The sequence below is a fragment of the Parabacteroides caeci genome (genome assembly GCF_023656795.1).
GTDB lineage: Bacteria > Bacteroidota > Bacteroidia > Bacteroidales > Tannerellaceae > Parabacteroides > Parabacteroides segnis.
Genome location: NZ_JAMOKT010000001.1, coordinates 49772 through 75679 on the forward strand (window position 1 = coordinate 49772; position 25908 = coordinate 75679).

The window sequence follows — 25908 nt, forward strand, 5'->3', positions numbered from 1 at the left end:
GATCTATTGGTGTACGATGTCCCATACATTTAATTTTTAATGAATTATTTTTCTATCGCTTTTAAAACTTTATCCATTTGAGCTTCCCATGAAAGTGAAAGAATTGAATTTCTTATTTCTGATGGATTGAGCTTTAGTCTTTTATGGAAATCTATTATTTTGTTTATATTAATAGGGCTTTCATCTGCCGGTACTTTTAAAATATAGGCTTTATTTTCAAAATCACTATCTTGTTCTGAATAAATGAAAGATAATCCACGAGCTGCATATTCCCGGTTTTTTAATGTTTTTATGTTTGTTATGCCACTACGGTGGCGGGCAAGACTGCCAATCGCCATATCAGATTGTTCAAAAAGCAGATCTAAATCTCCTCCATGTTTTGCTCCATGTAGAATTATGTAAGGTTCTAAATGGTGTCTGCTAATCAAGGGTACAATATCATTGCTTTCTCTTTCTCCAAAGAAGTTACCAACAATATGAAAAAAAACTTTGTAAACAGGGTTTCCTTTATAATAATCAACAAGACCTTGTACGAGGCGATCAAATCCGTGCCAGTAGTGTATTTCTGCGACTCCAATCAGATGAAGTTCATGGGATGTATCGTTGATGTTTTGCTTTAGCTTTATTTTGCGAAAGTCTATGCCATTGGATATTTGAATAGTTGGAGTCCCAAAAATATATTTGTAATCAGAGAAAGTAATAATGCGATATAAATATTTAGCAAAAGTTTTTCTAAAACATTTGTCTATAAACAATATTATCTTTCCGTAAAAGCTAGAGTATTCATTGTCATATGGGTAAGTCGGTATTTCCATTACAACACGAATATTGGCTTTGTGCATTTTTTTTACCATATTAATAGTAAAAGGGTTGGCATTGTGATCAGAGCGAATATATACAAAACGAATTTCCTCTCGAATTACATAATCTGCAATAGAATTAAATTCAACTCGTTTTAAAATTTTACTACTTACACCTTGTCCATAATCTCTCAAAATATTATTATCAATCATCCTGTATTTATTTCTATCAGATTCTAACAAATAACAGGTACGTACATCTAAAGCACAATTTTTTAAGGCATCTACTTGATAATATATCTTTTTGCTGATGCCATTTGTTTCACTGAAACCATGGTATATGAGGAATAATACTTTCATTTTTTTATTTTCGATTTGATAAAGTTAATAATATTATATTCTCCTCTTATTTGCACGTATGCAACGTAAATTATAGTGAATACACTACCTTTTAATAGCAGACTGGCATATATGGAACTTTTATCTGAAATATAATAGATAGGTAATAAACAAACTATTAATATACCTGTAAGTAGAATAGGGGACAAAAACTGTTTCCAAAATTTCCAAAGATCTTCTTTAAAGGTAATCTTATACATCCATATATAACACTGTACAAAATTGATTGTAAATGTGATACATATGCACCATGCTACAGCCTCCAAGGTTTTGAAAAAAAATATACCGGTCAATATACCTATAATATTGAGTAGGGTAGAGAATAAACCGCATATAAATAAACTTCTAGTATCATTTGCCGCTTGAAAAATAGAACCGGAGGTCGATAAGATGATCTGTATACCGACTGATATGGATAGGATTTGAAATACAGGAACGGAAGGCATCCATTGTTCTCCAAAAATGATTAATATGATTTCTTTGGAACAAGAACATAATAATACAGATAAAGGAAATCCAATAAATGCCAAAAAGCGAATTACCTTATTGTATGAAATTGATAATTTGGTCAAATCATTTTGAAAGTCTGAAAATATAGGATGCATTACAGGTGAAATGACATGTGTAATATTTTGAAGAGGTAACATCATCAGCCGATATGATTTTTCATAGTATCCTAACGCAACCATATCCATATATTTTCCGATCAATAGCTTATCCAGATTACGACTGAAATAATTGATCACATTAAACATGAATTGGTATGCTGAGAAGCTAAAAATCTTTTTCATGGATTGAATACCCCATGTCCGAGATAATTTTTGTGGGTTTTTCCGAAAAGAAATAATGAATAATAATATACTTGACAATATGGGATTAATGACCAGTGCATATAACCCGGCTCCCATAAGAGCTGCAATGATGGCCATACTGCCTCCGATAATTTGGATTGTTAAACTTCGGTATGCAATGAACTTAAATTCCTTTTTCTTAAACAATAATGCATTAGGCACAATATTGGCTGATGCGAAGAATAAGTTTAATGATAGCAGTTGGCATATAGTTAATAATGTATTGTTGTTGTAAAAATGAGATATGGGCCATGAAGATAAAAAAAATAGAATGGCTATGCTAATACCTAACCAAAGTGTAAAGGTAAAGATATTGCTGAAATCTTTTTTTAAGAGTGTTTTATTCTGTATGATTGCCGGTGCTATTCCGAGATCGCTGAATATATTAAAGAAAGAAATAATCACAGTAGCAATTGCCACTACACCAAAGTCTTCCGGATCTATAAGGCGGGCAAGTATCCCTGCAACGACTAAGGATACTATTATTCCTGAATATTTAGCTATTGCGGTATAGAAAACACCGGATAGAAGTTCTTTTTTAGTGGAAGTCATATGATTTACTTTTTGAAAAATGATTTAAATAGTAAAATTGCTAGATTTTTCCGAGAAACATACTTCGTATAATTTTTGATACAATGTTTAGTGATGTATAAGCGGTCCTTGAATGGCATTTTGTAAGATAACCACACTGCGGCATTGAGCATTTTAGACAAGTACTTATCGATTATGTTTTGTGTTTCTATATGATTGGATGCATAATGTAATAATTTGTCAGTAATGATGAAATAGCTATCCATATTTTTCAATGAGAATTTACTCGTCATAATTGAGTCGCAACGAAGTCTTCTCTTGAAAAAATCTTCATGTATGCACATAATTCGTTCTGCCTGTAAGTATAATAAGGTTATAAATAATTGATCTTCATGAATAATTCCGGGAAGAAAACGAAGATTTATCTCGTTTAGAAATTTTGTGTTTATAAGATTTAAGCAGGGAGACGGAGAATATTTGCTATTTTCTACCAAGAGTGTAAATAATTGTACGCCATCATATAGGATATCAGGGTTAGTACAATCTTTACGCTGATAATTGATATGAATATCAAAATTTGCTTCTTTATTAAGAATGTCAGCATCAAAAAAAATAAAATCTAAAGCATTTTTTTCACATTTGAAGAAACATGATTCTAAAGTTTCAGGTTCAAGATAGTCATCGCTATCCATGAAATACAGATATTTTCCTTTAGCAATACTTATTCCTTGATTCCGTGTAGTAGAAGGACCTTGATTTTCTTTGCTATAGACTTGTATGCGGTCATCCTCATTCGCCAATTTTTGAATTACAAATAAAGAATTATCTGTTGAACCATCATTAATAATAATAATTTCTATATTCTTTAATGTTTGGTCCATTATAGATTTTACAGCCTTTTCTACATATTTTTCGGTATTGTAGACAGGGATTATTACACTTACTTTGGGTGATTTCATGATAATCTATTTATTGAGAACTTTATAAATCTTTTAATCCGTAATTTTTTGAAAACCAAAAATCATTAGGATTATTTATATCAAATTTTTTTCTAACACCACCGAAATGGTCTTGTATAATTTCTATACTTGGTCCATTATTCCCTTCAATGAGAATCGGTCCTGATTCTGAATATGCAATATCCCATCCAATGTATTTTATTGGTGAATATTTAGAAGCAATATCTTTTGCAAATTTTATAATTTCATTCCAAAATGGGATTTTATAATTGTTAAATAAAAATTGAGTATCTGGATGTTCTGTATATGTTTTTCGATTATCGGCTATTGCTTCTTTTCCTAATAATCCTGATTCTGAATTTATTTTGATATAGATACCTCCAGAACTGGCATTGTCAATTTGCATTCCTCCGCATCCCATGCGTAAAAGAGAAAAGATAATTTTAGGTTCTTCACCTTGATTATATTCTGTTATTATGCGAAATGTGTTTATAGCATATGGATAAATTTTGTTTATATCCGTATGTTGATTTACTCCTTCCTGAATAATATAACTGTTTTTTGCTATTTCTGATATATAATTTTCATCTAAAACAATATTGTCATTACGATCCAAAAAAATGTTATCCTTTTTGTTGAAAACTTTAATGCCTTTTCCTCCAACACCAAATGTCGGTTTTACGAATATTTTATTAGCATTTGATTTTTTGATTAAATTATAACAATCTGTTGTGTCTATTAAATCTAACGAAGTAGACAGTTTTGAATTATTTTCAGTGAAAAATAATGTATTAGGTTGTGGTATGTTTAATCCTGTATTTACAATATACATGAGTTTTTTATCTTCGCATAAAATATTTCTATCTTTAAATGATTTTGGATATAGTAAATAATATGCAAAATAATCAGGAATGTAGTCTTTCATTTCTTCAATATTTAGAGTACAGTCTTTTCTGTATAAGTTATACCTAAAATATTGAATAGGATAGGTGTTCCAATATTTTTTTAGTATTCTTATTTCATTCTTAATGATATTTGCACTTTTTTTCTCTTCGCATGATGTATACATATCTAAATATTTTGCATAATAGTTACAGTAATAATCTCTATGCGATTTTTCTGAATTTACTTTTATGAAGTAATATAAATATTCTTTGATGGTTTTCATTGCTTTTTTGTATTAATCCATTTGTTTAATTTGAGATCAAAATATTTTATAACTTTGGCAGGATTCCCAACTGCGACCGAATAATCAGGGATGTTTTTTGTTACAACACTTCCAGCTCCTATTTGACATCTTTTTCCGATATGTACTCCCGCAACTACAACAGAGTTTGCTCCTATATGAGAATCATCTTCAATGATAACTTCTTTTTTAATCAATGGTTGCTCATTAGAATCAAGATTTCCATTTTCATATCCATGATTAAAGCCGGAAATGAAAACATGTTGTCCCAAACCAACTTTATTTCCTAGCTTAACAGGACCAATTACAACTGATCCTATGCCTATTCTCGCATCATTGCCAATGATGACATCACCAGCTCCATTATTAATGGTAGTAAAATCTTCTATCAAAGTATTATTCCCTATTATGAACTGATTCCAAGGAAAGACGTCAATCCTTGATTTGCTTTTTCGAATGATAGCTCCTTTTCCTTTTTTATGGAAAAAAGGGTTTACGAACCATTTAACCCAAATTCTGGGTTTAGGATTCTTAGGAGATGATATTAAAAACAAAACGAAATGTTTTAATGTCTCATTTTGTTTTATCTTTTGTTTAAGGTTATTATTCATTGTGTTATTTTAAAATATTCTGATAGATTTCTAATAAAGACAATGCAGTACTTTCCCAGGAAAATTTCTTTACTCGTTGTAAGCCATATTCTACCTGCTGAGTGTAATATAGATGATCATTTTCTAATAAAAGTAGCTTATTGGAAATATCTTCCTCATTGAATGGATCTGCCAATAGGCCTTTTTCTCCCGCAATTTCTGGCATTGCGGATGTATTGCCTGTAATTACCGGTGTTCCGCAAGCCATGGCTTCAAGTATAGGAATACCGAAACTTTCTCGAAGTGAAGTATATAGAAATACATATGCTCCATTATATAAATAAGCTAAATCTTTGTTCGGTATATATCCGGGATAATATAGATAAGGCTTGATATCTTCTATTCCTTGCTCTTTTAATATGCTATCCAGTTTGTCTTCTTTTAAATCAGCTATCAAAAGAGGACGTTTTTTATCAGATTTCTTTAGATATAGACTGTAGGCCTTTAATGTGCGTGGGACATTCTTTTTAGGGTCTGTGTTTCCAAGGAAAAAGAGATATTCATCCTCTTTTACGTATTTCCTAGTAACGGAAGAAATGTCGGATATCGGATAGAAATGTCGGCTATATCCATTATATATTGATGTTATTTGGTTATTAGGTAGATGTAACGCATTTTGAATACGTTTTCGCTCAAAATTGGAAACGGTAATAATCTTTTTGCATAGAGGTAAAATACGTGGAACAACCAATCGACGATAATACCATCCCATATTTTGGTACCATGACTTATTTCCGCTTTGACGTGGTTCCAAAAAGATGATATCATGTAATGTGAGTATTAATGGAACCGGACAATAGATGGGAGCTGTGTTACTAGTGCAATGTAACAGATCTGCTTTTATCTTTGCTACAGCACGAGGTAAGGCTATCTGTTCCCATAGAGGATATGTGGGACAGTTTACTTCTATAATATGCATATTAGAAGTTTCTTCCAGACAGCGGTCGTTGCCTGGACTTACAAAAATATAGTACTCATTCTCTTTGTCTATTTTTTGTAACTTCCGTATGCTTTCTAAGGCAACAAAGTCCATCCCATGTTTGTTGGAACGAAATATACGTTGTGCTTCAATGGCTATTTTCATCTCTAACAGTGTGTTTTGTATGAATAAATTGTTTATTACCTCCCCTTAATCGAAAAAGATTGAAAAACATTAAAAGAAATAATACAGGCAAACTGATAATCGCCTTTTTAAATTGTTTATCTACTAAATAGTCAGGAACAGCCAGACTGAAAGTTATGCCGATAAAAAGTAATAATCCCCACCATTTGATTGATAAAAATATATTAATGACACTCAGGAAACAGGCAATAAGGATAACAAATCCTAATAGCAGGATGCGGGGAGGCATCATCCATTGGAATAGTTTATCACAATAATCCCATTTTCCTCTCAATATGGCCCCTGGTAACTGGGATATTCCTGAAAATAAATTATAAAATTGGGTGGCTAACCACCGACGTCGTTGATTATAGAATTCTTTTTTACCTCTTACTTTTTCATCAAAAGTATATACATCTTCTAGATACTCGATATATATATTTTGTAAAAGTAATTTACGCTCCATATGTTTATCTTCACCTATTTTATCGATTCCCTGGATTATGTTTTTAAATAAACTGTATTCAAAAGCCATGCCTGATCCGCTTAATCCGGATGAAAAACCGAGACGTGTATGCCCCTTTCTGAAGATAGAATTATTGATCTCCTCACTAACAGCATCAAGGACGGCCGTATTTGTATCTCGATTTTTGGCAACTCTATGTGTCTGTATGGCTAGACATCCGGAGTAAAAAGCATCATTGATTTTCTGTAAAAAATCTGGTTTTACGACATTATCTGCATCGAGAATTACCACCATATCAAAAGACAGTTTTTCTTGTTCAATATATTCGATAGCTTTCTCCAATGCATAAATTTTGGTGCTCATCGGATCGGATATTTGAGTGACTTTAGCTGTTATTTCTCTTAATTTGAAAATTGTTTCTTCCTGCATTTGGTCTGAAACAACAATTATATCATATAAATCTCTGGGATAATCTTGTTTGAGAAATGATTGAACGGAATCAACGATCACATTATCTTCCATGTAAGCCGGAAATAATATAGCATACCTGCATTGTTTATTTGCTTTAGGATAAGTATAAGGTGCTTTCTTTTTTGAATAGGCAGCGAATATAAACAGATATAATACTGCTATCAAGAAAAGTAAAAAAAGGATGGCATCAATAAGTAGGAATATATATTCCTGTTTATCGATCCAGTTGTTCTTTATGTTAAATAATAATTCTATCATATTTTTATCAGCTAGAAGTTTGTCTATTTTTTATTCTTATTATTAAGTTCTTTGTCAAAATATTTTCCATTCAAAATAAAACTCATCCCCATAAAAGCTATGACCATTGTTGGGAATTGTCCCCAAAATGAATTTCCATATGCGCTCAGGAACATTCCGAATATTGCACATAACCAACCTGTTAATATCCCTTTAAGCTCCGGGTCATATATATTGAACATTAAAATCCATGCTCCACGCCCTATAGTAATAAGAACCATTCCCATATATATGATTAAGCCGACTATTCCTGTTTCAACCCATATTTTAACGTACCAGGAGTCGGTAGGAATAGAAGTTGTGAAACGCCTGGATAGTTTTAACCCCAAACCGTCACCGGATAATCCCAGACCTTCTCCAAATGGTTTATATTTTAGATATTCCTTTAATTTCTTTTGGTTTTCCTTGCGGACGATGTATGAAGCATCTTCACTTGGTTTAAACGCTGTTCTCATTCTTCTGATCGATGGATTACTCTGTCCGATCATCGTGAAAGCAAAAAATACATAGATTAGGGCTAAAGATATACTTCCTGTTATTATTGATCGTGTTTGTTTGCTCACTACGGTATAAAGGGCCAATCCGGCTAAAGGGACGATTATGGCTCCCCGAGTACCGGAAAGCATCATAGTATATAAAGATGTAATAGCTACAATTATATAATAAATTTTGAGTGTTCTATTTTTTATGTGTAAAGATGCTATACCTAAAACAATACCTGCACCTCCCATATTTGAACCCATATTACTGGCATCGGTGAAAAATGAAAAATAACGTATGCCAGAATGTATTAAATGAGTTGTCGCACCTCCATTATTGAGCCATCGGGTTTCAAAAGTATCAAAGCCTATATATTTTTGCATAAATGTTTTTAGTATTGCTAATACTGTAAAAAGTGAATAGGTAAATAAGAGGGCTTTTAATATTTTATATTTTGTACATAATAAAGAGGTTAGTACTGTAATGATTAACCCATTAATAATTAATCCTCTGGATAAAATCCAACCATCTAATACCGCACTAGGATTCATAATCTCCAATATACAATAGGAAGCCCATAATAATGAAAATGCACTTAATAGATGAAAACATCTTTTCCATTCGACATTGTGATAGAGTGCGCTATGTATAATAATCAATATGAGGGTCAAGACATACAATATATCCATAATTATGCTGATTCCCTCTATTGGTATATAGCGGGTGATCCCGAGTATGAAATAATTGATAGTAAAGATGATGAATAACATTAACTGAGGATATCTCAGGATTAAAATTCCGCCGGTACATATAAAAGGAAATGTAATAATTACTGCAAATAGAGGTATATTCATGGATAATAAGGCCATAAAAATACCAGCTAATCCTACCAATATTAAAAGATAGAGAAGCTTAACAGAACGAGTTTCGACAGGTATGTAATTACTACTATCCATGTTATTCTCTAATTGCAGAGTTTCTTGCCGTTAATCCCATATAAATAATGCGGTTTGAAAGTGAACGGATAGAGGTCTCCGGAGGTAATTGACCTGTAAAGTCTTCTACTGTCTCACGTGAAGCATTATTTAAATAGAGATATAATGGTTTACCCTGAGCCATATCATGTAAGTAATTCACAAACTCTTCATCGCTGTTTTTCCATACTCTGCGAGCATTAGCAATTAAGAGATTTATGTCTGCTTTGTTTAATAGATTAACAGGTAGACTATTATCTTTAATAGCTGGATATTCTAATAAAAGAATATCTGGACGGTCATTATCTCCCATGTAGAAACTGATTTCTCCAGAAGATAAATAACTCGCATCAATTGGAAAATCTTTTCCTGCAACTAGATGCTTGACATTGAATCCGATCTCCTTCCAATATTCTGTTAGATATTGGCAAACAAAACTTTTACCTTCTTTTTTTTCTATACTTAATATATTAATATGGAATGTATGACCTTTTTTCATGTATTGCATCAGTCGGTTACAAGTATAGGCGGCTGATATTCTGTTACAGGCTTTTATAAATCCTCTGTATTTCAATTGCTGATTACCGGTGAACGCACCTAATACAGTCATATTAGTAAGTCTCCGGGTACGTTCTGCATCCCGCAAAGTTCTGTCTAGCAGCTCAACAATTAAATTTAGACCAATAATGAATATTATACTACCTGCAAATGCTGCAATGATCAATAATAATCGTTTACTTTTGTCACTGAAAAGAGGAAATGTAGGTTCTGATATTGTGTTTAATGTGGCAGAAGTTAATTGTAAATTCTTTTGTTTCATTTTTGCCATATTCAAAGCATGCAACACCTGTAAATATGATTCTTCTGTTACGTGGATTTCACGTTCTTGTCTGTTGATCTGGGTTCCAACGGGAGAGTAGGTTTTATACTGTTCAGTAAAATCTATTTTCCTTTGGTCTAATATTTTTAATTCTGCTTTAGCTTTGATATTAATAATAGTTTGGGCTAGCCATTCATTTACTAATCCGTCAATAGAAATACCCTCTTTACTTTCTTTGTAGTTATTGATCTGTTCTGTCAGAGTAGCAACCTTTTTCTCCGCATTCTTTAAGTCTTCTTTGTATTTTAATAATTCCAGGTCATCATCCTGAGTATTTTCGGTCGTAAATATTTCTATTTCTGTTATTTTTCCATTTATTTTAGATATTTCTTCTAAAGCTTTGATAAACTCGTCATTAGCCTGCACCAGCTTGACACGAACTCGCATATATTGTTCAAGACCTTGAAGTAATTGTGAAGAACTATTGATTCTGCTAATTACTTCCTCATAACGATTCTCAAAATCGGAAAAAGAACCGGCAATAGCTTTTGTTTGTTCCTGATAGTTTATTACGCTATTTTTAATGTTATAATCAGTAAGTTCATTTTCAAGTTTATTTAATTGGCTTTGTAATCTCTTTTGTTCATCCTCGTAATATTTTACGATGTCGTCAGCAGTTTTATATTTTAATTGATTATATGAAATGCGTAATTCTTCACTAAGGAATTTCACTGTTGTTAATGTGATGCCTGGATCTGTTGATGTGTAAGCAATATCAATCAGATCACTATTACCCAAGCGTTTTACAATGATTTGGGATAATGCACCATAACTATAGTAAGGAGTGAATCCGTTAAATAACTTATACAAGAAATTATGTGTATCATTTTGCTTATATTTCTCAAGGTTACTTATCGTTTTCTTAAAAGAATCTTTATCAATTAAATTCAGGACTTCTTTAGGAACAAAGCTAACTAGGTTCTGATAGTTTTTGGCAGTTATATATTTATTATTTACATTGGGATCTCCATTAATAAGATTCAATGCTAATAATTTCATTGATACGGTTTCTAAAGTACCTTTTGATTTAGTAAGGTTTACCAAATTGTCGAAGGTATTGTTTACACTCATCCAATCCGGTTTACTTTCACTCTCTAATCCGGTATTAGATGTAATGCCGGTATAGATAGAAGTATTCACAGTATATTTTTTTTGCATGAACTGTGTAAAGTATGCAACTAATGCTGTGACAACTAACGTTCCTAATATTAGTTGATAGCGAATGCGATGTAGAAAACGGGATATATAGAGTGTGATATCCATAAGTCATCTGTTTATGATCTTTACATTTGTGAGCATCTCTAGTAGAGTGACAGCATTATGTAAAGCTGTTCGTCCTTCCTGATAAAGGATGATTGCATTAGTACGTCTTCCTTTCTCTATGGAAAGTTCTCCAATACCAATTTTCCCATTAATGAAGTCCTGTTCGGATATTTTCATTTGGGCGTTATACAATGCCGCAGCATCCGATTTCGCTTTTAGAGTGGCTAAAGATTGTAATACATTGTTATACGCCTCCAATATTTTTAATTTTCGTTCCTCTATTGACATTTCGTACTCGTAATCTAATTGACGGAAATGTGCTTTCTTTGCTCTTATCTTTTGTCTGTGACTAAACAAATCGCCGAAAGGTATTGATATGGATAAGCCTGCACTATATGTACTTTGATTACTACCCAGGCTAGTCATAAACATTGGATCTTCGACTGTTTTTGTAGTAGATAACTGAACGATCTTTCCGTACTGGTACTGTCCGTATATTCTGAAATAGTCCAACCATTCTCTCCTCGACACTTTCATTTCAGCATTAGCTTCTTCCCGTTTGGCCTCATATATTTTTATAGAGGGATGATCGTAAACAGATTGTAAGAAAACAGAAAGGGGAGGAAGTTGAACCCGTTCATAGTCATCTAACATGGCTTGTATAGAGTCTGCATTGGCCATGGCTGTTACTTCTACTGTTGTAGCTTTGTCAAAATAGTTGCTTTTCTTTTTTTGACAGAAACAGTAGGACGTATTTATCAGTAACAATATAATGAAAATATTTTTCATCAGATTTATACATCCTCCTTTTGGATAAATGCTGTAAACGTTCTTATAATGATCATCATATCCATATGAAAAGAAAAGTCTTTCGCATATTTGATATCCAGTTGTTTCCGCTCTTCAGCAGACATTTTTCCTGCACTACCACGTTTTTCAACCTGCCAGAGTCCGGTTAGACCGGCTGGGGCCATGAAACGTTGAACGTATTCGTCGCTTGTTAGCAGTTCGGCTTCGTAGAGGGGGAGAGGACGGTTTCCTACAACAGACATATCACCTTTTAGGATGTTGAATAATTGTGGGAGTTCATCAATACTATATTTTCGAATGAAATGACCGACGCGAGTGATTCGTGGGTCGTTTTCCAGTTTGAAAAAAGCGTTAGAACGTTCGGTTCGTTTAGTTTTCAGGTAATTATTTTCGGAAGTACTTAAATTGTCAGAGAATAAAAGTATATCCTGTTCATGCCCGCTGGAAGAGGATTGCTGAGATATCTCAGCGGCCGAAGAAGAGTCTTTGAACTCTTCTTCGGCTATACTTTTTGTATACTGATTTAATTGCTGATATTCAGCCAGCCGTTTGTCTGCATCCGAATACATGGAACGGAACTTATAAAAGTCAAAAATCTTATAGTTGCTGCCTACACGTTTTGATTTGTATACAATCTTTCCATTACTTTCGGTACGAATAGCTAATGCCGTCAGGATAAGTATCGGGGATAAACAAAGAATAGCTGACCCCGAAGCCAGGATATCGAATGTTCGTTTCCATAAAGGCAGTCTGAATTCTGTCAAAGATGATATCTGATTATCTTTTCTGGCTTTTTCCTTTTCTTTAAAATCAATAATAACAGAAAATAATTTCTGCAAATCATCCTTGGAGGTGTTCTTTGATATCATGCAATCAGTGCCGGCTCTCAGATAAGGAATTTTCTCATCCTTACTTAACGTTTCACTGATTAAAATAATGTATAGGGTAGGATATAACTTATGCAGTTGGGCAATAGTTGGTATATCTGTTGCCATATCGGACCTCTCCATAAAAACACAAAAATCGATGTATTCAATACTGGATAGGCAAGATTTTATCTGCTGGAAGGTGATACATTCGATGATTTTGCATTGCAAAGTTTCACGTAAGTGAGCGGCAAGAGGAATATTATGTCCCCAAAAGATATATTCCATACAAGATGTTGTTATTTACCCTAGCGTTTAGTTATTTATCTCAAAAGTCTTTTTACCCGAACCCTTAATTCTTCAGGATTAAAAGGTTTCAGAATAAAATCTTCTGCCCCTTCTTCAAAAAGACGTATTCTGTTCGCGCTACTTTCAACGCTTGACAGAATCAATACCGGAATGTGATTAAAAAGAGCATTCGCCTTTAGATAACATAAGAATTCTTCTCCGCTCATTTCGGGCATATTCAAATCGGATATCACTCCGTCAGGAATATTTCCTTCATTAAGCCAGGCTATAGCTTTAATCGGATTTTCTCTATATGTAACATCATATAGAGAAGATAAATAAAGCATTATAATCTTTGCTATCTCCGGCTTATCATCAACCAATAGAATTGACTGTTTCATGTTTTTATATACTAGTGCTGTTTTTATTAGCTTCAATGCACAAAATTAAAATAATTATTTAATAAAACGTATAAAAATCAAAGGTTTTTACAAGAGAATAGTCTTTTCTCCAAAGAATGTTATATATGAAAATTATTCTTTAAGTTTGCAAGGCGAAATCTAGTCGTTATATTGAATTGATAAATAAAGAAATGAATATACCCTTTAAAGTATTAAATATAAGCATTATACTTGTCACTATGCTTTCCGGTTGTCAGCCGGAAATGCCTGTTACATCTTCAATAATAATTGATTTGGACGGCTTTTCTGTTCCTGTTAATAAAAATTTGTATGGAGTAACAATTGAAGAGATAAACCATGCCATTGATGGGGGAGTATATGCGGAGATGATACAAAACCGCAGTTTTGAGGATGGAGTGCCTCCTTTAAACTGCCCTTATGATGCCAAGCGAAATGTATTAAGCACGCCTAACGGATGGACGATTCCTTTTATTCGTCCCGATTCAACACCCGGCTGGCGGAAAATTTCTTCAAATACCAGTATATGGCCTGATAATAAGGAGTTGATTAATGATAAAAATAAACGCTCTTTATTGGTTTCTGTTGCCGCTTCTTCGGAAACCGGGAGAGGAGGCGTAGTTGCAACCGGTTATAATGGACTTTCTATACGTGAGGGTGAAAAATATGAATTGTCCTTATATCTGAAAGGCGGGTCGATGATTCCTAAAAAGGTTCGTATCTTTTTAGGCGATTCTGTGGCAGAAACACCTTTGAGTGAGACTTTTGATGTTTCTCCGATATATGAATGGAGGAAATATAAACATACGTTTACCGCTTCGGAAAGCACAAACAATGCCGTTTTGGCTATTACGGCAGATACTTCTATTGTATTTTGGATGGATATGGTTTCTCTATTTCCTCAAAAAACATGGAAAGACAGGCCTAACGGTCTGCGTCCTGATTTAATGGAGATGATTTCCTCGTTGAATCCCCAGTTTGTCCGTTTTCCGGGAGGAAGTTTTGTAGAAGGTTATACGGCCGGAACGTATCCGGTCTGGCATGAAACCATTGGAGATATTTCTACACGCAGGAATTTCTGGAATATATGGGCGTATGGTTCGACCAACGGTATGGGGTATCATGAATATCTGCAAATGTGCGAAGATTTGGATGCGGAACCGCTTTATGTGATTAATAGCGGGGTGACAAGCCAAAGCCGCCGGCCCCGTTATGAGGATATTACAGCTATGAACAAGTTGGTTCAGGATGCATTGGATGCGATTGCTTATGCCAATCAGCCTGCTGATTCGACTTTTGGTGCTATGCGCGCCAGGAATGGGCATCCGGAACCCTTTGACTTGAAATACATAGAGATTGGAAGTGAGAATTATGGGCAGGAATATTCAAAGCGTTTTGACCTTTTTAAAAAAGCTATTAATGAGGCTTATCCTGAAATTACCGTGATTAAGAGCTCGTTTATTTCAGGGAAAAACCGTAACGAGTGGACTGATTATCATTTTTATTCCGGTGAAGATTTCCTTATCGCAAATCATGACAGATACGAGACCGGGCAATATCTGAGAAGATTTCCTGCGGTTTTCATCGGTGAGTTCAGTATGGGCGATGTCTCTTTACAAGGTACCTTGCGGGCGGCGATTGGAGAAGCCTGTTTCCTGCTTGGTGTGGAGAGTAGTCCGGAAGTGGTAAAACACCTGGCCTATGCACCGGTATTGGGGAATGTAAATTATGATTTTCAGAGATATCCGGCTATTTCTTTTAATAATAACAGTGCAATCGGGTCTCCTTCTTATTATATGATGAAGATGTTTTCGGATAACCGGGGAGATGATTTGCTGAAAACAGAAATAGAAACATATAGCCGGCCCCAGGTTACATTCGGATATGCAGGAATCGAACTGTTTGATAACAGTTATGACTTTGAAGATGTGCGGATTGATGGCAAACCTGTAACGGATGCGATAGTCAGGACCGGAGGCTGGAAAGTAAATAACGGTACATTAACTCCCGATGCCAACCGCTGGAACTATATCTTAATGGGCGATTCGATAGCTCACGACTACACTTTTTCCATGAAAGTCAGAAGGAATAAAGGAAGCGGACAGATTCAGCTCCGTGTGCGGGATAATGGAAAAGAAGGAGAGGCCAACGATCATATTGCAGTTTCCATTGCTCCCGGAACCTGTGAGTTCTATCGTTCGTCCGGTGCGGTTAAAGACACATTGCGTTCTCCTGAACCTTATTCTTTTGAAAGCAACCGCTGGTATAATGTGAAAGTGGTTTGTAAGGATGAAGCGGTAAGTTGTTATGTCGATGATAAATTGGTGCATGAGGTTGTATTGCCTCCGTTGCCGTCGCTGGTTTCTGTCGCCACGTTGGAGAAGGAGACCAATACGATTATACTGAAAGTCGTAAATACGACACAACATGAAGAAAAGACGGAATTGAATATAAAAGGCGCTAGTGTCAAAAACGATGCGGAAATCCTTCAATTGACCGGCGAGCCTTTGGTGCGTAATACATTTGATAATCCGACCCGAATTGTTCCGGTATCGAAGAATATCACTTTCTCCCTGGGCGGACCAATGGTTTATTCTTTCCCGCCCAACTCAATTACCATTATGAAGATGAAAGTCGATTAAGATAAAGAAAGGCCCTAAACAGTGACGTCCAGGGCCTTTTTTATGATTACGAAAATGTGATTAATGAACCAGCATTTCCGGAGTGATACGGGTGAATCTTTCTGCATCCGCTTTACGCAGTTTTACACTGCCGTCATTCCAGTTGGAAGGCCATCCGCCGATGATATGTCCGAGGAATACCACTTTGATTTCATGCAGGCCGGCAGCCAAAGCAACAGAAGTGTCGTGGCGTGAGAAACGTTTTACTTCACCGCCATTGTTGATTAGCAGTTTGCCGTCAATCCAAACTTCTTCGTTGTCAGAAGAGATATAGTAAACGCCATCTTCCGGAATATTTACATAACCGGTTGCAACGGCAGCATACTGTTTAACGCCTCTCATTGATTCGCTGGTCTTGACAACGCTGGTAAGTTCGCGTAAATCTTTCATGGTCGATTTCTTCCATTCTTTTACGTCAGCCAGCTTGGATGATTCAAGGAACATACCGTCAGTAACCTGCATTTCCAATCCCGGGGTTGTTTTAGCAACTTCCTTAGCCGGAGCCAGGGCCTGCTTTTCTACGGTGATTGTACGAGTCTTGCTCATTTTACCGGAAGGCAATACGGAGCGGATTTTCAATATGCCAGATTCAGTGAACTCGATAGGAGTAGAGTAAACAGTTGATTCGGCAGTCGGTTCTGTTCCGTCGATTGTGTACACCACCTTCATCGGACGGGAAGTCTTAAACTCAAGAGACGCTTTGTCGGTAAATGCGACAAAATTAGATGAACCGTTCGGTTGTTCTGCTTGCGGGATATAGTAATTGATGTTGTGTGCATCCAGGCGAACCAATGCATTATCCAGTCTGCGTTCGAAATCTTTGTAGTCCTTGCGGGTAAGCGGTGACCAACCGATTTCAGCCAAAGCCAGCATACGAGGATACATACGGTATTCCATCAAATCGGTGTTGTACATATATTCCGACCAGTTGTTGCACTGAACGCCGATCACATGCTGGCCTTTGCCTGTAGCAACCAGCGTATCGGGAACCGGATTGTAGTTATATACTTTTTCAATAGAAGCAAATCCGCCGATAGTAACCGGTTCGATCTTGTAGTCTCCTTCATATTGGTCGAGATACATACCACCGCTTCCCGGAGTCATAATCACATCGTGGTCCATGTTAGCAGCAGCGATACCGCCGGCTTCACCACGCCATGACATAACAGTTGCAGACGGTGCAAGACCACCTTCCAGGATTTCATCCCAACCAATGATTTTCTTTCCGTATTTGCCGGAAAGATATTTTTCCATACGTTGTACGAAGTAACTCTGCAAACGTTCTTCCGCGCTGTGCTGTTTGTCGCCTTTCAAGCCTTCTTCCCTGATACGTTTCTGGCATAGCGGACATTCTTTCCAACTAATCTTCGGACATTCGTCGCCTCCGATATGGAAATATTCGCTGGGGAACAACGGAGCGATTTCATCAATCACGTCTTCCAGGAACTTGAATGTTTCTTCTTTGCCGGCACACATTACGATGTCTTCAACACCCCAGATGATACGCGGAGTACCCGGTTCGCCTTTACAAGACAATTCAGGATAACCGGCGATAGCGGCCATTTCGTGTCCCGGAAGTTCCAGTTCAGGAATAACAGTGATGAAGCGGTCGGCTGCATATTTCACAACTTCCTTGATTTCTTCCTGTGTATAGAAGCCACCGTACTCAGTGCCTTCGCCTTCAATACGTTTTGCTCCGACTTCTGTCAGTTTCGGATATTTCTTGATTTCGATACGCCAGCCCTGGTCGTCTGTTAAGTGCCAATGCATGCGGTTGACCTTGAACAAGGATAATACGTCGATCTGTTTCTTTACGTTTTCAACTGGAATGAAATGGCGGCACGGGTCAAGCATGAAGCCACGGTATCCGAAACGCGGTTCGTCTTTTACGGAAACACATGGGGTGGTCCATGCGATACCGTTTACGACAACCGGACTTTCGATTTCTGCCGGCAACAGTTGCATGAATGTCTGCATACCGTAGAACAAACCTTGCGGAGTTTTAGATTTTACAACAACTCCATTGGCAGTTACGTCGAGTGTGTACCCCTCGTTATTTACGTCCAGTGATTCGTCGATGAGCAATGAAATCCCGTTAGAAACTTCTTTGTCTCCGACTGTTACCTGATAACCTGTTGCCAGATTCATTTTAGAAGCAAAAAATTCAGCCACAGTCTTTGCTTCCGGAGTGGAAGCCTGGAAAGCCATATTTTTGCCAACTTTAAAGACTCCTTCGTTCTGAGTCAGACTTACAGGTACGGGAATTACATTGATACCCTGATTATAAGGCATCTGTTTTGTAGGCCCTTCGCTGCATGACGCAAGGATACATAGTGCTGCGCCTGCACACATTGAAACGAGCTTCTTCATGTTATAAAGATAAGTTTATAGATAATTGTGAATTTTGTTTTTCGTAGGGGCGGCCCTAGCGGTCGTCCCGGTATTTACTCCGGTTAAACAGATATTTTTGCCGCTTATACGGTATTTATATACTATATATAATATAATGTATAGGGACGGCGGTTTAGTGCCGGCCCTATACAAGGTATTTTACCATGCGAAGATTGGATATTCTTTCATGATGCTGTTTACTTTTTCGCGAACAGCGGTGATTGTCTTATCACATTCGGGAGCAGAAAGAACAGTGTCGATTAATTCAACGATTTCAGTCATCAGCGGTTCTTTGGCACCACGGGTTGTGATAGCCGGAGTACCGACACGGATACCTGAAGTCTGGAATGCTGAACGGCTGTCGAACGGAACCATGTTCTTATTGACAGTGATGTCGGCAGCAACCAATGCTTTTTCAGCAACTTTACCAGTCAGTTCAGGGAATTTCTTACGCAGGTCGATCAGCATACTGTGATTGTCCGTACCATCGGAAATAATCTTATACCCCTTATCGATAAATGCTTTAGCCATAGCAGCCGCATTTGCCTTCACCTGAGCCTGGTATGTTTTGTATTCCGGTTCCAGTGCTTCGCCGAAAGAAACGGCTTTAGCAGCAATCACATGTTCCAGCGGACCTCCCTGGATACCCGGGAATACGGCTGAATCGAGTAACTGCGACATCTTTTTGATTTCGCCTTTCGGAGTCTTCTTTCCCCATGGGTTTTCGAAGTCTTTGCCTAACAGAATGATACCTCCGCGCGGACCACGCAGCGTTTTATGAGTCGTAGAAGTTACGATGTGGGCATATTCCAACGGGTTGTTCAGCAAACCGGCTGCAATCAGACCGGCAGGGTGGGCCATGTCTATCATCAACAGGGCGCCTACTTTGTCGGCGATTTCGCGCATCCGTTTGTAATCCCATTCACGTGAATAAGCAGAACCGCCACCGACAATCAATTTCGGTTTTTCGCGCAGTGCAACTTCTTCCATCTGGTCGTAATCGACGCGTCCGGTTTCTTCTTTTACGTTATATTCTGTTGCTTTATATAGGATACCTGAACTATTTACGGGAGAACCATGAGAAAGGTGGCCGCCATGTGCCAGATTCAAACCGAGGAATGTATCCCCTGGGTTAAGAACTGCCAGGAATACGGCTGCATTTGCCTGTGCTCCCGAGTGAGGCTGGACATTTGCCCATTCAGCATTGAAGATTTGTTTCAACCGTTCGATAGCAATCGTTTCGCTCTGGTCTACTACCTCGCAACCACCATAATAACGCTTGCCGGGATAACCTTCGGCGTATTTGTTGGTCAGGCAGCTTCCCATGGCTTGCATCACCTGGTCGCTCACAAAGTTTTCAGAAGCAATCAGCTCGATGCCTTTCAACTGGCGCTGATGTTCTTTTTCAATGATGTCGAAAATGATCTTGTCTTGTTTCATTACATGTAAAATTGGTTATTGCAATGAGTTCTCTGCTTATCAAAATGAGAGAATCGTCGCAAATTTACGATAAATTTCTGTATATATAGTCTAATTGTTATCAAAATATAAATAGAGAGGGGAGGGAAAGAGGTTGTTTTTATGCCTATCTTTGCCGTTCTCCGTATTTGTGGAAATATTTCTGTTAAAACTAAGAGTTTAAGGTATGAAAGAGAATAAATATGATGACGAAGAGTTCTTCAGCCGCTATTGCCGGATGTCGCGTTCTGTGGATGGTTTGAAAGGCGCGGGAGAATGGCACATGCTAAAGAAGATGTTGCCCGATTTCCAGGGGAAAAGGGTGCTTGACCTGGGATGTGGTTTCGGATGGCATTGCGTATATGCCATTGAACAGGGAGCGGCTTCTGCACTGGGTATCGATATTTCGGAGAAGATGCTGGAAGAAGCCCGAAAAAGAAATTCTTCCCCTCGGATAACCTATAAATGTATGGCTGTGGAAGATTTTGAATATAAGCCTGATATGTTTGATGTAGTCATCAGTTCGCTGACGTTTCATTATCTGGAATCTTTTGATACGGTTTGTGAGCATGTGTACCGTTGTCTGAGCAAGGGCGGAACATTTGTTTTCTCGGTCGAGCATCCGGTTTTTACGGCTTATGGTACGCAGGATTGGTATTATGGAGCTGACGGTGAGATTCTGCATTGGCCGGTCGACCGTTATTTTACGGAAGGAAAACGCCGTGCTGTCTTTTTGGGCGAAGAGGTGGTGAAGTATCATAAGACATTGACTACTTATATAAATGGATTGATTAAGTCGGGCTTTGAAATAACCGGATTGATAGAGTCGGAACCCGACCCTGCCTTACTGGATACCATTCCCGGTATGCAGGATGAATTACGCAGGCCGATGATGCTCCTTATTTCGGCTGTCAAGAGGTAATAGAACCTGTTTTCTTACTATTCTCAATTTTATACTAGTGTGTTATTGCTCAGTTGATTACAGTTTCCTCGTAGTTTCGTGTTTGGGAAACTCCAGTTCCCTGCCTAGGAAACTGTAATTTCCTGCCTGGGGAACTCCAGTTTCCTGCGGAAGAAACTCGCGTTTCCTGCTTAGGAAACTGAAGCCGTTTCGGCATGTCCGGAATTTTGCTCCCCAGTGAATGACAAATTGCCAACTCAATAGGAAAAATGACCATTCCCTTAACTAGTCGCTTTCTCTACTTTTGTCTTGTCATCCTTTGCGTTTTAAGCGGGGAGGCTGATAGATAATAAATATTGGAATATAGATAAATATTACGAACAATTAGGTTAAAACGAATGTTCTGTTAATAACTAACTTAAAAGAGGAGAAACGAAAGATGAAAAAGTATGATGCGATAATCATTGGGTTTGGTAAGGCCGGCAAGACTTTGGCCGCAGAGTTGGGAACAAGAGGCTGGAACGTGGCCATTATTGAACGTTCGGCTGGTATGTATGGCGGAACTTGTATCAATATAGGTTGTATCCCGACAAAAAGGCTGGTACACATGTCGAAAGTAACTCAATACAGGAAACCCTCTTCTTTTGAGCAATACGCAGAGGAATTCCGGAATGCTATTGCCGGAAAAAGAGAACTGACTGCCTTTTTACGCAAAAAGAATTTCGATAACCTCGATTCGAAAGACACCGTCACGGTCTATACCGGTATCGCTTCTTTCCGTTCTCCTCATGAAATAGAAGTGAAAGCAGGCAATGAAACCCTTCTCCTGGAGGGCGAAAAGATATTCATCAATACGGGCGCTTCCACCATTATTCCGTCAATCAAGGGACTGGAAGGTAATCCGTATGTTTATACCAGTACTTCTATCATGGAACTGGATAAGTTACCGCGCCGATTGGTGATTGTTGGCGGTGGTTACATCGGCCTTGAGTTTGCCTCCATGTTTGCCGGCTTCGGTTCCGAAGTGACTGTGCTCGAAGGGGGCGACAAGTTTATTGCCCGCGAAGACCGCGATATCGCTGAGGCGGTAAAAACAGTATTGGAAAAGAAAGGAATTACTATTCATCTGAACGCTTTGGTGCAGTCGATTGAACACAATGGCGCCGAAGCTGTTATAACATATAAAGAGAATGTGGGAGGAGAGCTCCGGCAACTTCCCGCTGATGCCGTTTTGTTGGCAACCGGCCGACGTCCGAACACGACGGACCTGAATACGGAAGCCGCAGGCATACAGGTTTCCGACCGTGGTGCAATCGTGGTAGACGAACACCTGCATACGAACGTGCCCGATATATGGGCCATGGGCGATGTGACAGGCGGACTCCAGTTCACTTACATCTCCCTGGACGATTACCGGGTGATAAAGGATGAACTGTTCGGTAGCGGACGCCGTACGAAAGATGACCGTGTAGCCGTGGCTTACTCCGTTTTCATCGACCCGCCTTTGTCGCGTATCGGTATGGGAGAAGAAGAGGCCTTGCGTTCGGGAAGAAAGATAAGTATCGCACGGATTCCGGCGGCAGCATTCCCTCGGACACGTACTTTCGAGCAGACGGATGGCCTACTGAAAGCGATTGTCGATACGGAAACAGGCGAGATACTGGGTTGTACCCTGTTCTGCGCCGAATCGACGGAGGTTATCAATACCGTCTCGCTGGCTATACGGGCGGGAAAAGATTACACATTCCTGAGGGATAGCATTTATACGCATCCTTCGATGAGTGAATCGTTGAACGATTTGTTTGCATTGATAAAATAACGAAATATAAAATAGAACAGAACATGAAAAAAGCAGATATCGGACTGATAGGTCTTGCCGTTATGGGGGAGAACCTGGCTCTGAACATGGAAAGCAAAGGTTTTACCGTTGCTGTATATAACCGTAGTTTCCCCGGTGAGGAAAGGGTAGTGGACCGTTTTGTGAACGGCCGCGGCAAGGGGAAGAATTTTATCCCGGCCCATTCTATCGAGGAACTGGTGGAAGCCGTTAAGCGTCCGCGTGTCATCATGATGATGATTAAGGCAGGTGCTCCGGTCGATGAGATGATTGAACAACTGTTGCCCCACATGTCGCCCGGCGATGTGATTATTGACGGTGGTAATTCCGATTTCCACGATACGGAACGCCGTGTGAAGGAAGTGGAGGCAAAAGGTCTTTATTTTGTCGGTAGCGGTATTTCAGGCGGCGAGGAAGGTGCCCTGCACGGCCCGTCCGTGATGCCCGGAGGTTCTCCCGAAGCATGGCCTATTGTGAAGGACATATTGCAAGGCATTGCTGCCAAGCTCGATGACGGGACTCCCTGTTGCCAATGGATAGGCGCAGGCGGTGCCGGACATTTCGTGAAGATGGTGCATAACGGGATTGAGTATGGCGACATGCAGTTAATCTCCGAAGCCTATTCTTTGCTGAAGAACCGTAAAGGGCTGGATAATGACGAAATGGCTGTCGTCTTTGAAGAATGGAACAAAGGGGAACTGGACAGTTTCCTGATTGAGATTACAAAGAATATCCTCCGCTTCCGCGACGAAGACGGCAAACCGTTGCTGGACAAAATCCTGGACGTTGCCAGCCAGAAAGGAACCGGCAAATGGAGTGCCATCGCAGCGATGGACGAGAACGACCCGCTGACCTTGATTACCGAGGCCGTTTATGCCCGTATGCTATCGACCCTGATATCTGAACGCGGAGAGGCTTCCAGCTTATATCCCGAACCTGTCGAACTGGGTGAAAACCTGTATGTGGAAGAGATTCGCCAGGCCTTGTATGCTGCGAAGCTGATTTCTTATGCACAAGGTTTTTCTTTGATTCTCCGCGCTTCCGAACGTTACGGATGGGAGCTCGACTTCGGCACGATTGCACAGATATGGCGTAAAGGCTGCATCATCCGTTCCGTATTCTTGCAGAAGATTACGGATGCGTACAAGAAGGCTCCGGAGTTGCCGAACCTCCTGTTCGACGACTTCTTCCGCATCAAGATACAGGCCGCTTTGCCATCTTGGCGTAAGGTGGTTGCAGAAGGCGCCCTGAGTGGCGTAGCCTTGCCGGCCATGAGTTCGGCCCTGAGTTATTTCGACGGCTTGCGCACGCTCAATTCGGCTGCCAACCTGATTCAGGCACAGCGTGACTATTTCGGTGCCCATACCTATGAAAGGGTAGACCGCGACCCCGGTATTTTCTTCCACACCAACTGGACGGGCGAAGGCGGTAACACAGTTTCCGGAACTTATACAGTATAAAGGAGGGACTTGATGATGAAAAGAGCAGACAGTCAACTCCTGGTTATTTTCGGAGCATCGGGCGACCTGACAGGCCGCAAGCTGCTTCCGGCACTTTTTGAATTGTTCATTGGCGATATGTTACCCGAACATTTCGCTATATTGGGTGCGGCCCGTACGGGATACACGGATGAAGAGTTCCGTGCCGAACAGCGTAAACACATCCTGGAAGCAAGGGGAAATAAGGAAACAAACAGCGCAGAACTGGATAAATTCCTCCGGATTCTGTTCTACCTGGCATTCGATTCAACCAACTCCGCCGAATATGTAAAACTGAAAGACCGCATCCATTCGTTGCAGCAGCAGGAGAATATTCCGGACAGGATTATCTATTACCTGGCCACTCCGCCGCTGATGTACGAGTTGGTGCCGAAGTATCTTCAGGAAAACGGCATGAATGTGGCTGAGACGGAAGACGGATGGCGCCGCGTGATTGTGGAGAAGCCGTTCGGAACAAGCCTTGAGACGGCCCAGGAACTGAACAAGCATCTCTGCCGTATTTTCGAAGAGGAGGAGATTTACCGTATCGACCATTATCTGGGAAAGGAGACGGTGCAGAATATCCTGGTACTCCGTTTCTCCAACGGTATTTTTGAACCCCTTTGGAATCGGAATTATGTGGATTCGGTCGAGATAAGCGCCTCCGAAACGCTGGGTGTGGAAAACCGCGGCAAATATTATGACGGGGCAGGTGCCCTGCGTGATATGGTTCAGAACCACCTGATGCAATTGATGGCGTTTGCAGCGATGGAATCTCCGGCCGTGTTCGACCCGGAGCCGATTCGCGATGAGATTGTGAAGGTGTTCCGTGCTATCCGTCCCTATACGATTCGTGAGATGAATGAATGGGTAGTCCGCGGCCAGTACGACGGTTATCGCGAGGAGAAGAATGTTGCACCCGATTCGAATACCGAAACGTATGTCGGCATGAAGTTCTTCATTGACAACTGGCGTTGGAGCGGTGTCCCGTTCTATTTCTTTACGGGTAAGAAGTTGCCGGAGAAGTCGTCGGAGATTGTCATCCATTTCAAATCGACACCGCATCAGCTTTTTGCCGGGCAATGTTCGGGCAGTTCATGCAATAAGCTGGTTATCCGCATCCAACCGGACGAAAGCATCACGCTGCGTTTCGGACTGAAGATGCCGGGAGCCGGATTCACCGTGAAACAAGTCGGAATGGAATTCCGTTACGACTCGCTTTCAAAAACTCACCTGCCGGATGCTTACGAGCGTTTGTTGCTGGATGCTATGCTGGGAGATTCTACCTTGTATGCCCGCAGCGATGCGTTGGAGGCAAGCTGGCGTTTTATAGACCCTATCCTGCATCATTGGAAGGAAGAGGGTTCGAAGAATCTCTTCTTCTATGAGCCGGGACAGAATGGTCCGATAGAAAGAATGATGCTAGGCGCAGATTCGATGGGAGCTCCCTGCGAATCATGCGGCTGATAA

Annotated in this window: 19 protein-coding genes; 5 read left to right on the forward strand and 14 right to left on the reverse strand. The window is 39.2% G+C overall.

Annotation, left to right across the window (positions count from 1 at the left end; all coding sequences use genetic code 11):
- Nucleotides 1-44 precede the first annotated feature (44 nt).
- Genes NBH15_RS00190 through NBH15_RS00245 form a run of 12 tightly spaced genes read right to left on the reverse strand, consistent with a single transcriptional unit; the run spans nt 45 to nt 13674 of the window.
- The gene (locus NBH15_RS00190; protein ID WP_250821711.1) at nt 45-1160 is read right to left on the reverse strand and encodes a glycosyltransferase family protein; all 1116 of its coding nucleotides are present in this window, start codon (nt 1158-1160) and stop codon (nt 45-47) included.
- The gene (locus NBH15_RS00195; RefSeq protein WP_250821712.1) at nt 1157-2602 is read right to left on the reverse strand and encodes a lipopolysaccharide biosynthesis protein; all 1446 of its coding nucleotides are present in this window, start codon (nt 2600-2602) and stop codon (nt 1157-1159) included. The genes NBH15_RS00190 and NBH15_RS00195 overlap by 4 nt, the downstream gene beginning before the upstream one ends.
- 5 nt (nt 2603-2607) lie before the next feature.
- The gene (locus tag NBH15_RS00200) at nt 2608-3540 is read right to left on the reverse strand and encodes a glycosyltransferase family 2 protein (RefSeq protein ID WP_250821713.1); all 933 of its coding nucleotides are present in this window, start codon (nt 3538-3540) and stop codon (nt 2608-2610) included.
- 22 nt (nt 3541-3562) lie between these two features.
- Entirely contained in the window at nt 3563-4708 is a 1146-nt protein-coding gene (locus NBH15_RS00205; protein WP_250821714.1) for a sugar-transfer associated ATP-grasp domain-containing protein, read from the reverse strand.
- A complete protein-coding gene (locus tag NBH15_RS00210; protein ID WP_186959710.1) occupies nt 4705-5337 on the reverse strand; it encodes an acyltransferase in 633 nt (210 codons plus the stop codon). Before NBH15_RS00210 ends, NBH15_RS00205 begins: the two co-directional genes overlap by 4 nt.
- A 4-nt stretch (nt 5338-5341) precedes the next feature.
- Complete coding sequence (locus NBH15_RS00215; protein WP_250821715.1) at nt 5342-6460, reverse strand: glycosyltransferase family 4 protein; 1119 nt, start codon at nt 6458-6460, stop codon at nt 5342-5344.
- Nucleotides 6444-7673 (reverse strand): glycosyltransferase family 2 protein, encoded by a 1230-nt coding sequence (locus tag NBH15_RS00220; RefSeq protein ID WP_250821716.1) that lies wholly within the window; start codon nt 7671-7673, stop codon nt 6444-6446. The genes NBH15_RS00215 and NBH15_RS00220 overlap by 17 nt, the downstream gene beginning before the upstream one ends.
- A gap of 23 nt (nt 7674-7696) precedes the next feature.
- Complete coding sequence (locus tag NBH15_RS00225) at nt 7697-9148, reverse strand: O-antigen ligase family protein (RefSeq protein ID WP_250821717.1); 1452 nt, start codon at nt 9146-9148, stop codon at nt 7697-7699.
- 1 nt (nt 9149) lies between these two features.
- Nucleotides 9150-11309 carry a GumC family protein gene (locus tag NBH15_RS00230; protein WP_250821718.1) on the reverse strand — a complete coding sequence of 720 codons (2160 nt, stop codon included), beginning with the start codon at nt 11307-11309 and terminating at the stop codon, nt 9150-9152.
- A gap of 3 nt (nt 11310-11312) precedes the next feature.
- Entirely contained in the window at nt 11313-12098 is a 786-nt protein-coding gene (locus tag NBH15_RS00235) for a TolC family protein (RefSeq protein WP_250821719.1), read from the reverse strand.
- A gap of 5 nt (nt 12099-12103) precedes the next feature.
- Complete coding sequence (locus NBH15_RS00240; protein WP_250821720.1) at nt 12104-13273, reverse strand: sugar transferase; 1170 nt, start codon at nt 13271-13273, stop codon at nt 12104-12106.
- A 35-nt stretch (nt 13274-13308) separates the two neighbouring features.
- Nucleotides 13309-13674: a response regulator gene (locus NBH15_RS00245; RefSeq protein ID WP_007656214.1), complete on the reverse strand. Its 366-nt coding sequence runs from the start codon at nt 13672-13674 to the stop codon at nt 13309-13311.
- A 191-nt stretch (nt 13675-13865) separates the two neighbouring features.
- On the opposite strand from NBH15_RS00245, the gene NBH15_RS00250 reads away from it, so the two are divergent.
- Nucleotides 13866-16334 carry an alpha-L-arabinofuranosidase family protein gene (locus tag NBH15_RS00250; protein ID WP_250821721.1) on the forward strand — a complete coding sequence of 823 codons (2469 nt, stop codon included), beginning with the start codon at nt 13866-13868 and terminating at the stop codon, nt 16332-16334.
- 60 nt (nt 16335-16394) lie between these two features.
- On the opposite strand, the gene NBH15_RS00255 is transcribed toward NBH15_RS00250, so the two are convergent.
- Nucleotides 16395-18743 (reverse strand): family 20 glycosylhydrolase, encoded by a 2349-nt coding sequence (locus tag NBH15_RS00255; RefSeq protein WP_250821722.1) that lies wholly within the window; start codon nt 18741-18743, stop codon nt 16395-16397.
- 180 nt (nt 18744-18923) lie between these two features.
- Nucleotides 18924-20204: a serine hydroxymethyltransferase gene (glyA, locus tag NBH15_RS00260; protein ID WP_250821723.1), complete on the reverse strand. Its 1281-nt coding sequence runs from the start codon at nt 20202-20204 to the stop codon at nt 18924-18926.
- Between the two features lie 205 nt (nt 20205-20409).
- Between glyA and NBH15_RS00265 the strand changes: the two genes are divergently transcribed.
- The 4 genes from NBH15_RS00265 to zwf all read left to right on the forward strand — a co-directional run bounded on the left by NBH15_RS00265 (nt 20410) and on the right by zwf (nt 25905).
- Nucleotides 20410-21144 (forward strand): class I SAM-dependent methyltransferase, encoded by a 735-nt coding sequence (locus NBH15_RS00265; protein ID WP_128133981.1) that lies wholly within the window; start codon nt 20410-20412, stop codon nt 21142-21144.
- A gap of 418 nt (nt 21145-21562) precedes the next feature.
- Entirely contained in the window at nt 21563-22942 is a 1380-nt protein-coding gene (locus NBH15_RS00270; protein ID WP_122328978.1) for an FAD-dependent oxidoreductase, read from the forward strand.
- A gap of 23 nt (nt 22943-22965) precedes the next feature.
- Nucleotides 22966-24420 carry a decarboxylating NADP(+)-dependent phosphogluconate dehydrogenase gene (gene gnd, locus NBH15_RS00275; RefSeq protein ID WP_244051004.1) on the forward strand — a complete coding sequence of 485 codons (1455 nt, stop codon included), beginning with the start codon at nt 22966-22968 and terminating at the stop codon, nt 24418-24420.
- Between the two features lie 15 nt (nt 24421-24435).
- On the forward strand, nt 24436-25905 hold the full coding sequence (zwf, locus tag NBH15_RS00280) for a glucose-6-phosphate dehydrogenase (protein ID WP_128133984.1): 1470 nt from the start codon (nt 24436-24438) through the stop codon (nt 25903-25905).
- Nucleotides 25906-25908: the final 3 nt, after the last annotated feature.

Bases quoted from the DNA above. Each gene is read 5' to 3' on its own strand.
- NBH15_RS00190 (WP_250821711.1), bottom strand. From the start codon at position 1,160: ATGAAAGTATTATTCCTCATATACCATGGTTTCAGTGAAACAAATGGC.
- NBH15_RS00195 (WP_250821712.1), bottom strand. From the start codon at position 2,602: ATGACTTCCACTAAAAAAGAACTTCTATCCGGTGTTTTCTATACCGCA.
- NBH15_RS00200 (WP_250821713.1), bottom strand. From the start codon at position 3,540: ATGAAATCACCCAAAGTAAGTGTAATAATCCCTGTCTACAATACCGAA.
- NBH15_RS00205 (WP_250821714.1), bottom strand. From the start codon at position 4,708: ATGAAAACCATCAAAGAATATTTATATTACTTCATAAAAGTAAATTCA.
- NBH15_RS00210 (WP_186959710.1), bottom strand. From the start codon at position 5,337: ATGAATAATAACCTTAAACAAAAGATAAAACAAAATGAGACATTAAAA.
- NBH15_RS00215 (WP_250821715.1), bottom strand. From the start codon at position 6,460: ATGAAAATAGCCATTGAAGCACAACGTATATTTCGTTCCAACAAACAT.
- NBH15_RS00220 (WP_250821716.1), bottom strand. From the start codon at position 7,673: ATGATAGAATTATTATTTAACATAAAGAACAACTGGATCGATAAACAG.
- NBH15_RS00225 (WP_250821717.1), bottom strand. From the start codon at position 9,148: ATGGATAGTAGTAATTACATACCTGTCGAAACTCGTTCTGTTAAGCTT.
- NBH15_RS00230 (WP_250821718.1), bottom strand. From the start codon at position 11,309: ATGGATATCACACTCTATATATCCCGTTTTCTACATCGCATTCGCTAT.
- NBH15_RS00235 (WP_250821719.1), bottom strand. From the start codon at position 12,098: ATGAAAAATATTTTCATTATATTGTTACTGATAAATACGTCCTACTGT.
- NBH15_RS00240 (WP_250821720.1), bottom strand. From the start codon at position 13,273: ATGGAATATATCTTTTGGGGACATAATATTCCTCTTGCCGCTCACTTA.
- NBH15_RS00245 (WP_007656214.1), bottom strand. From the start codon at position 13,674: ATGAAACAGTCAATTCTATTGGTTGATGATAAGCCGGAGATAGCAAAG.
- NBH15_RS00250 (WP_250821721.1), top strand. From the start codon at position 13,866: ATGAATATACCCTTTAAAGTATTAAATATAAGCATTATACTTGTCACT.
- NBH15_RS00255 (WP_250821722.1), bottom strand. From the start codon at position 18,743: ATGAAGAAGCTCGTTTCAATGTGTGCAGGCGCAGCACTATGTATCCTT.
- glyA (WP_250821723.1), bottom strand. From the start codon at position 20,204: ATGAAACAAGACAAGATCATTTTCGACATCATTGAAAAAGAACATCAG.
- NBH15_RS00265 (WP_128133981.1), top strand. From the start codon at position 20,410: ATGAAAGAGAATAAATATGATGACGAAGAGTTCTTCAGCCGCTATTGC.
- NBH15_RS00270 (WP_122328978.1), top strand. From the start codon at position 21,563: ATGAAAAAGTATGATGCGATAATCATTGGGTTTGGTAAGGCCGGCAAG.
- gnd (WP_244051004.1), top strand. From the start codon at position 22,966: ATGAAAAAAGCAGATATCGGACTGATAGGTCTTGCCGTTATGGGGGAG.
- zwf (WP_128133984.1), top strand. From the start codon at position 24,436: ATGAAAAGAGCAGACAGTCAACTCCTGGTTATTTTCGGAGCATCGGGC.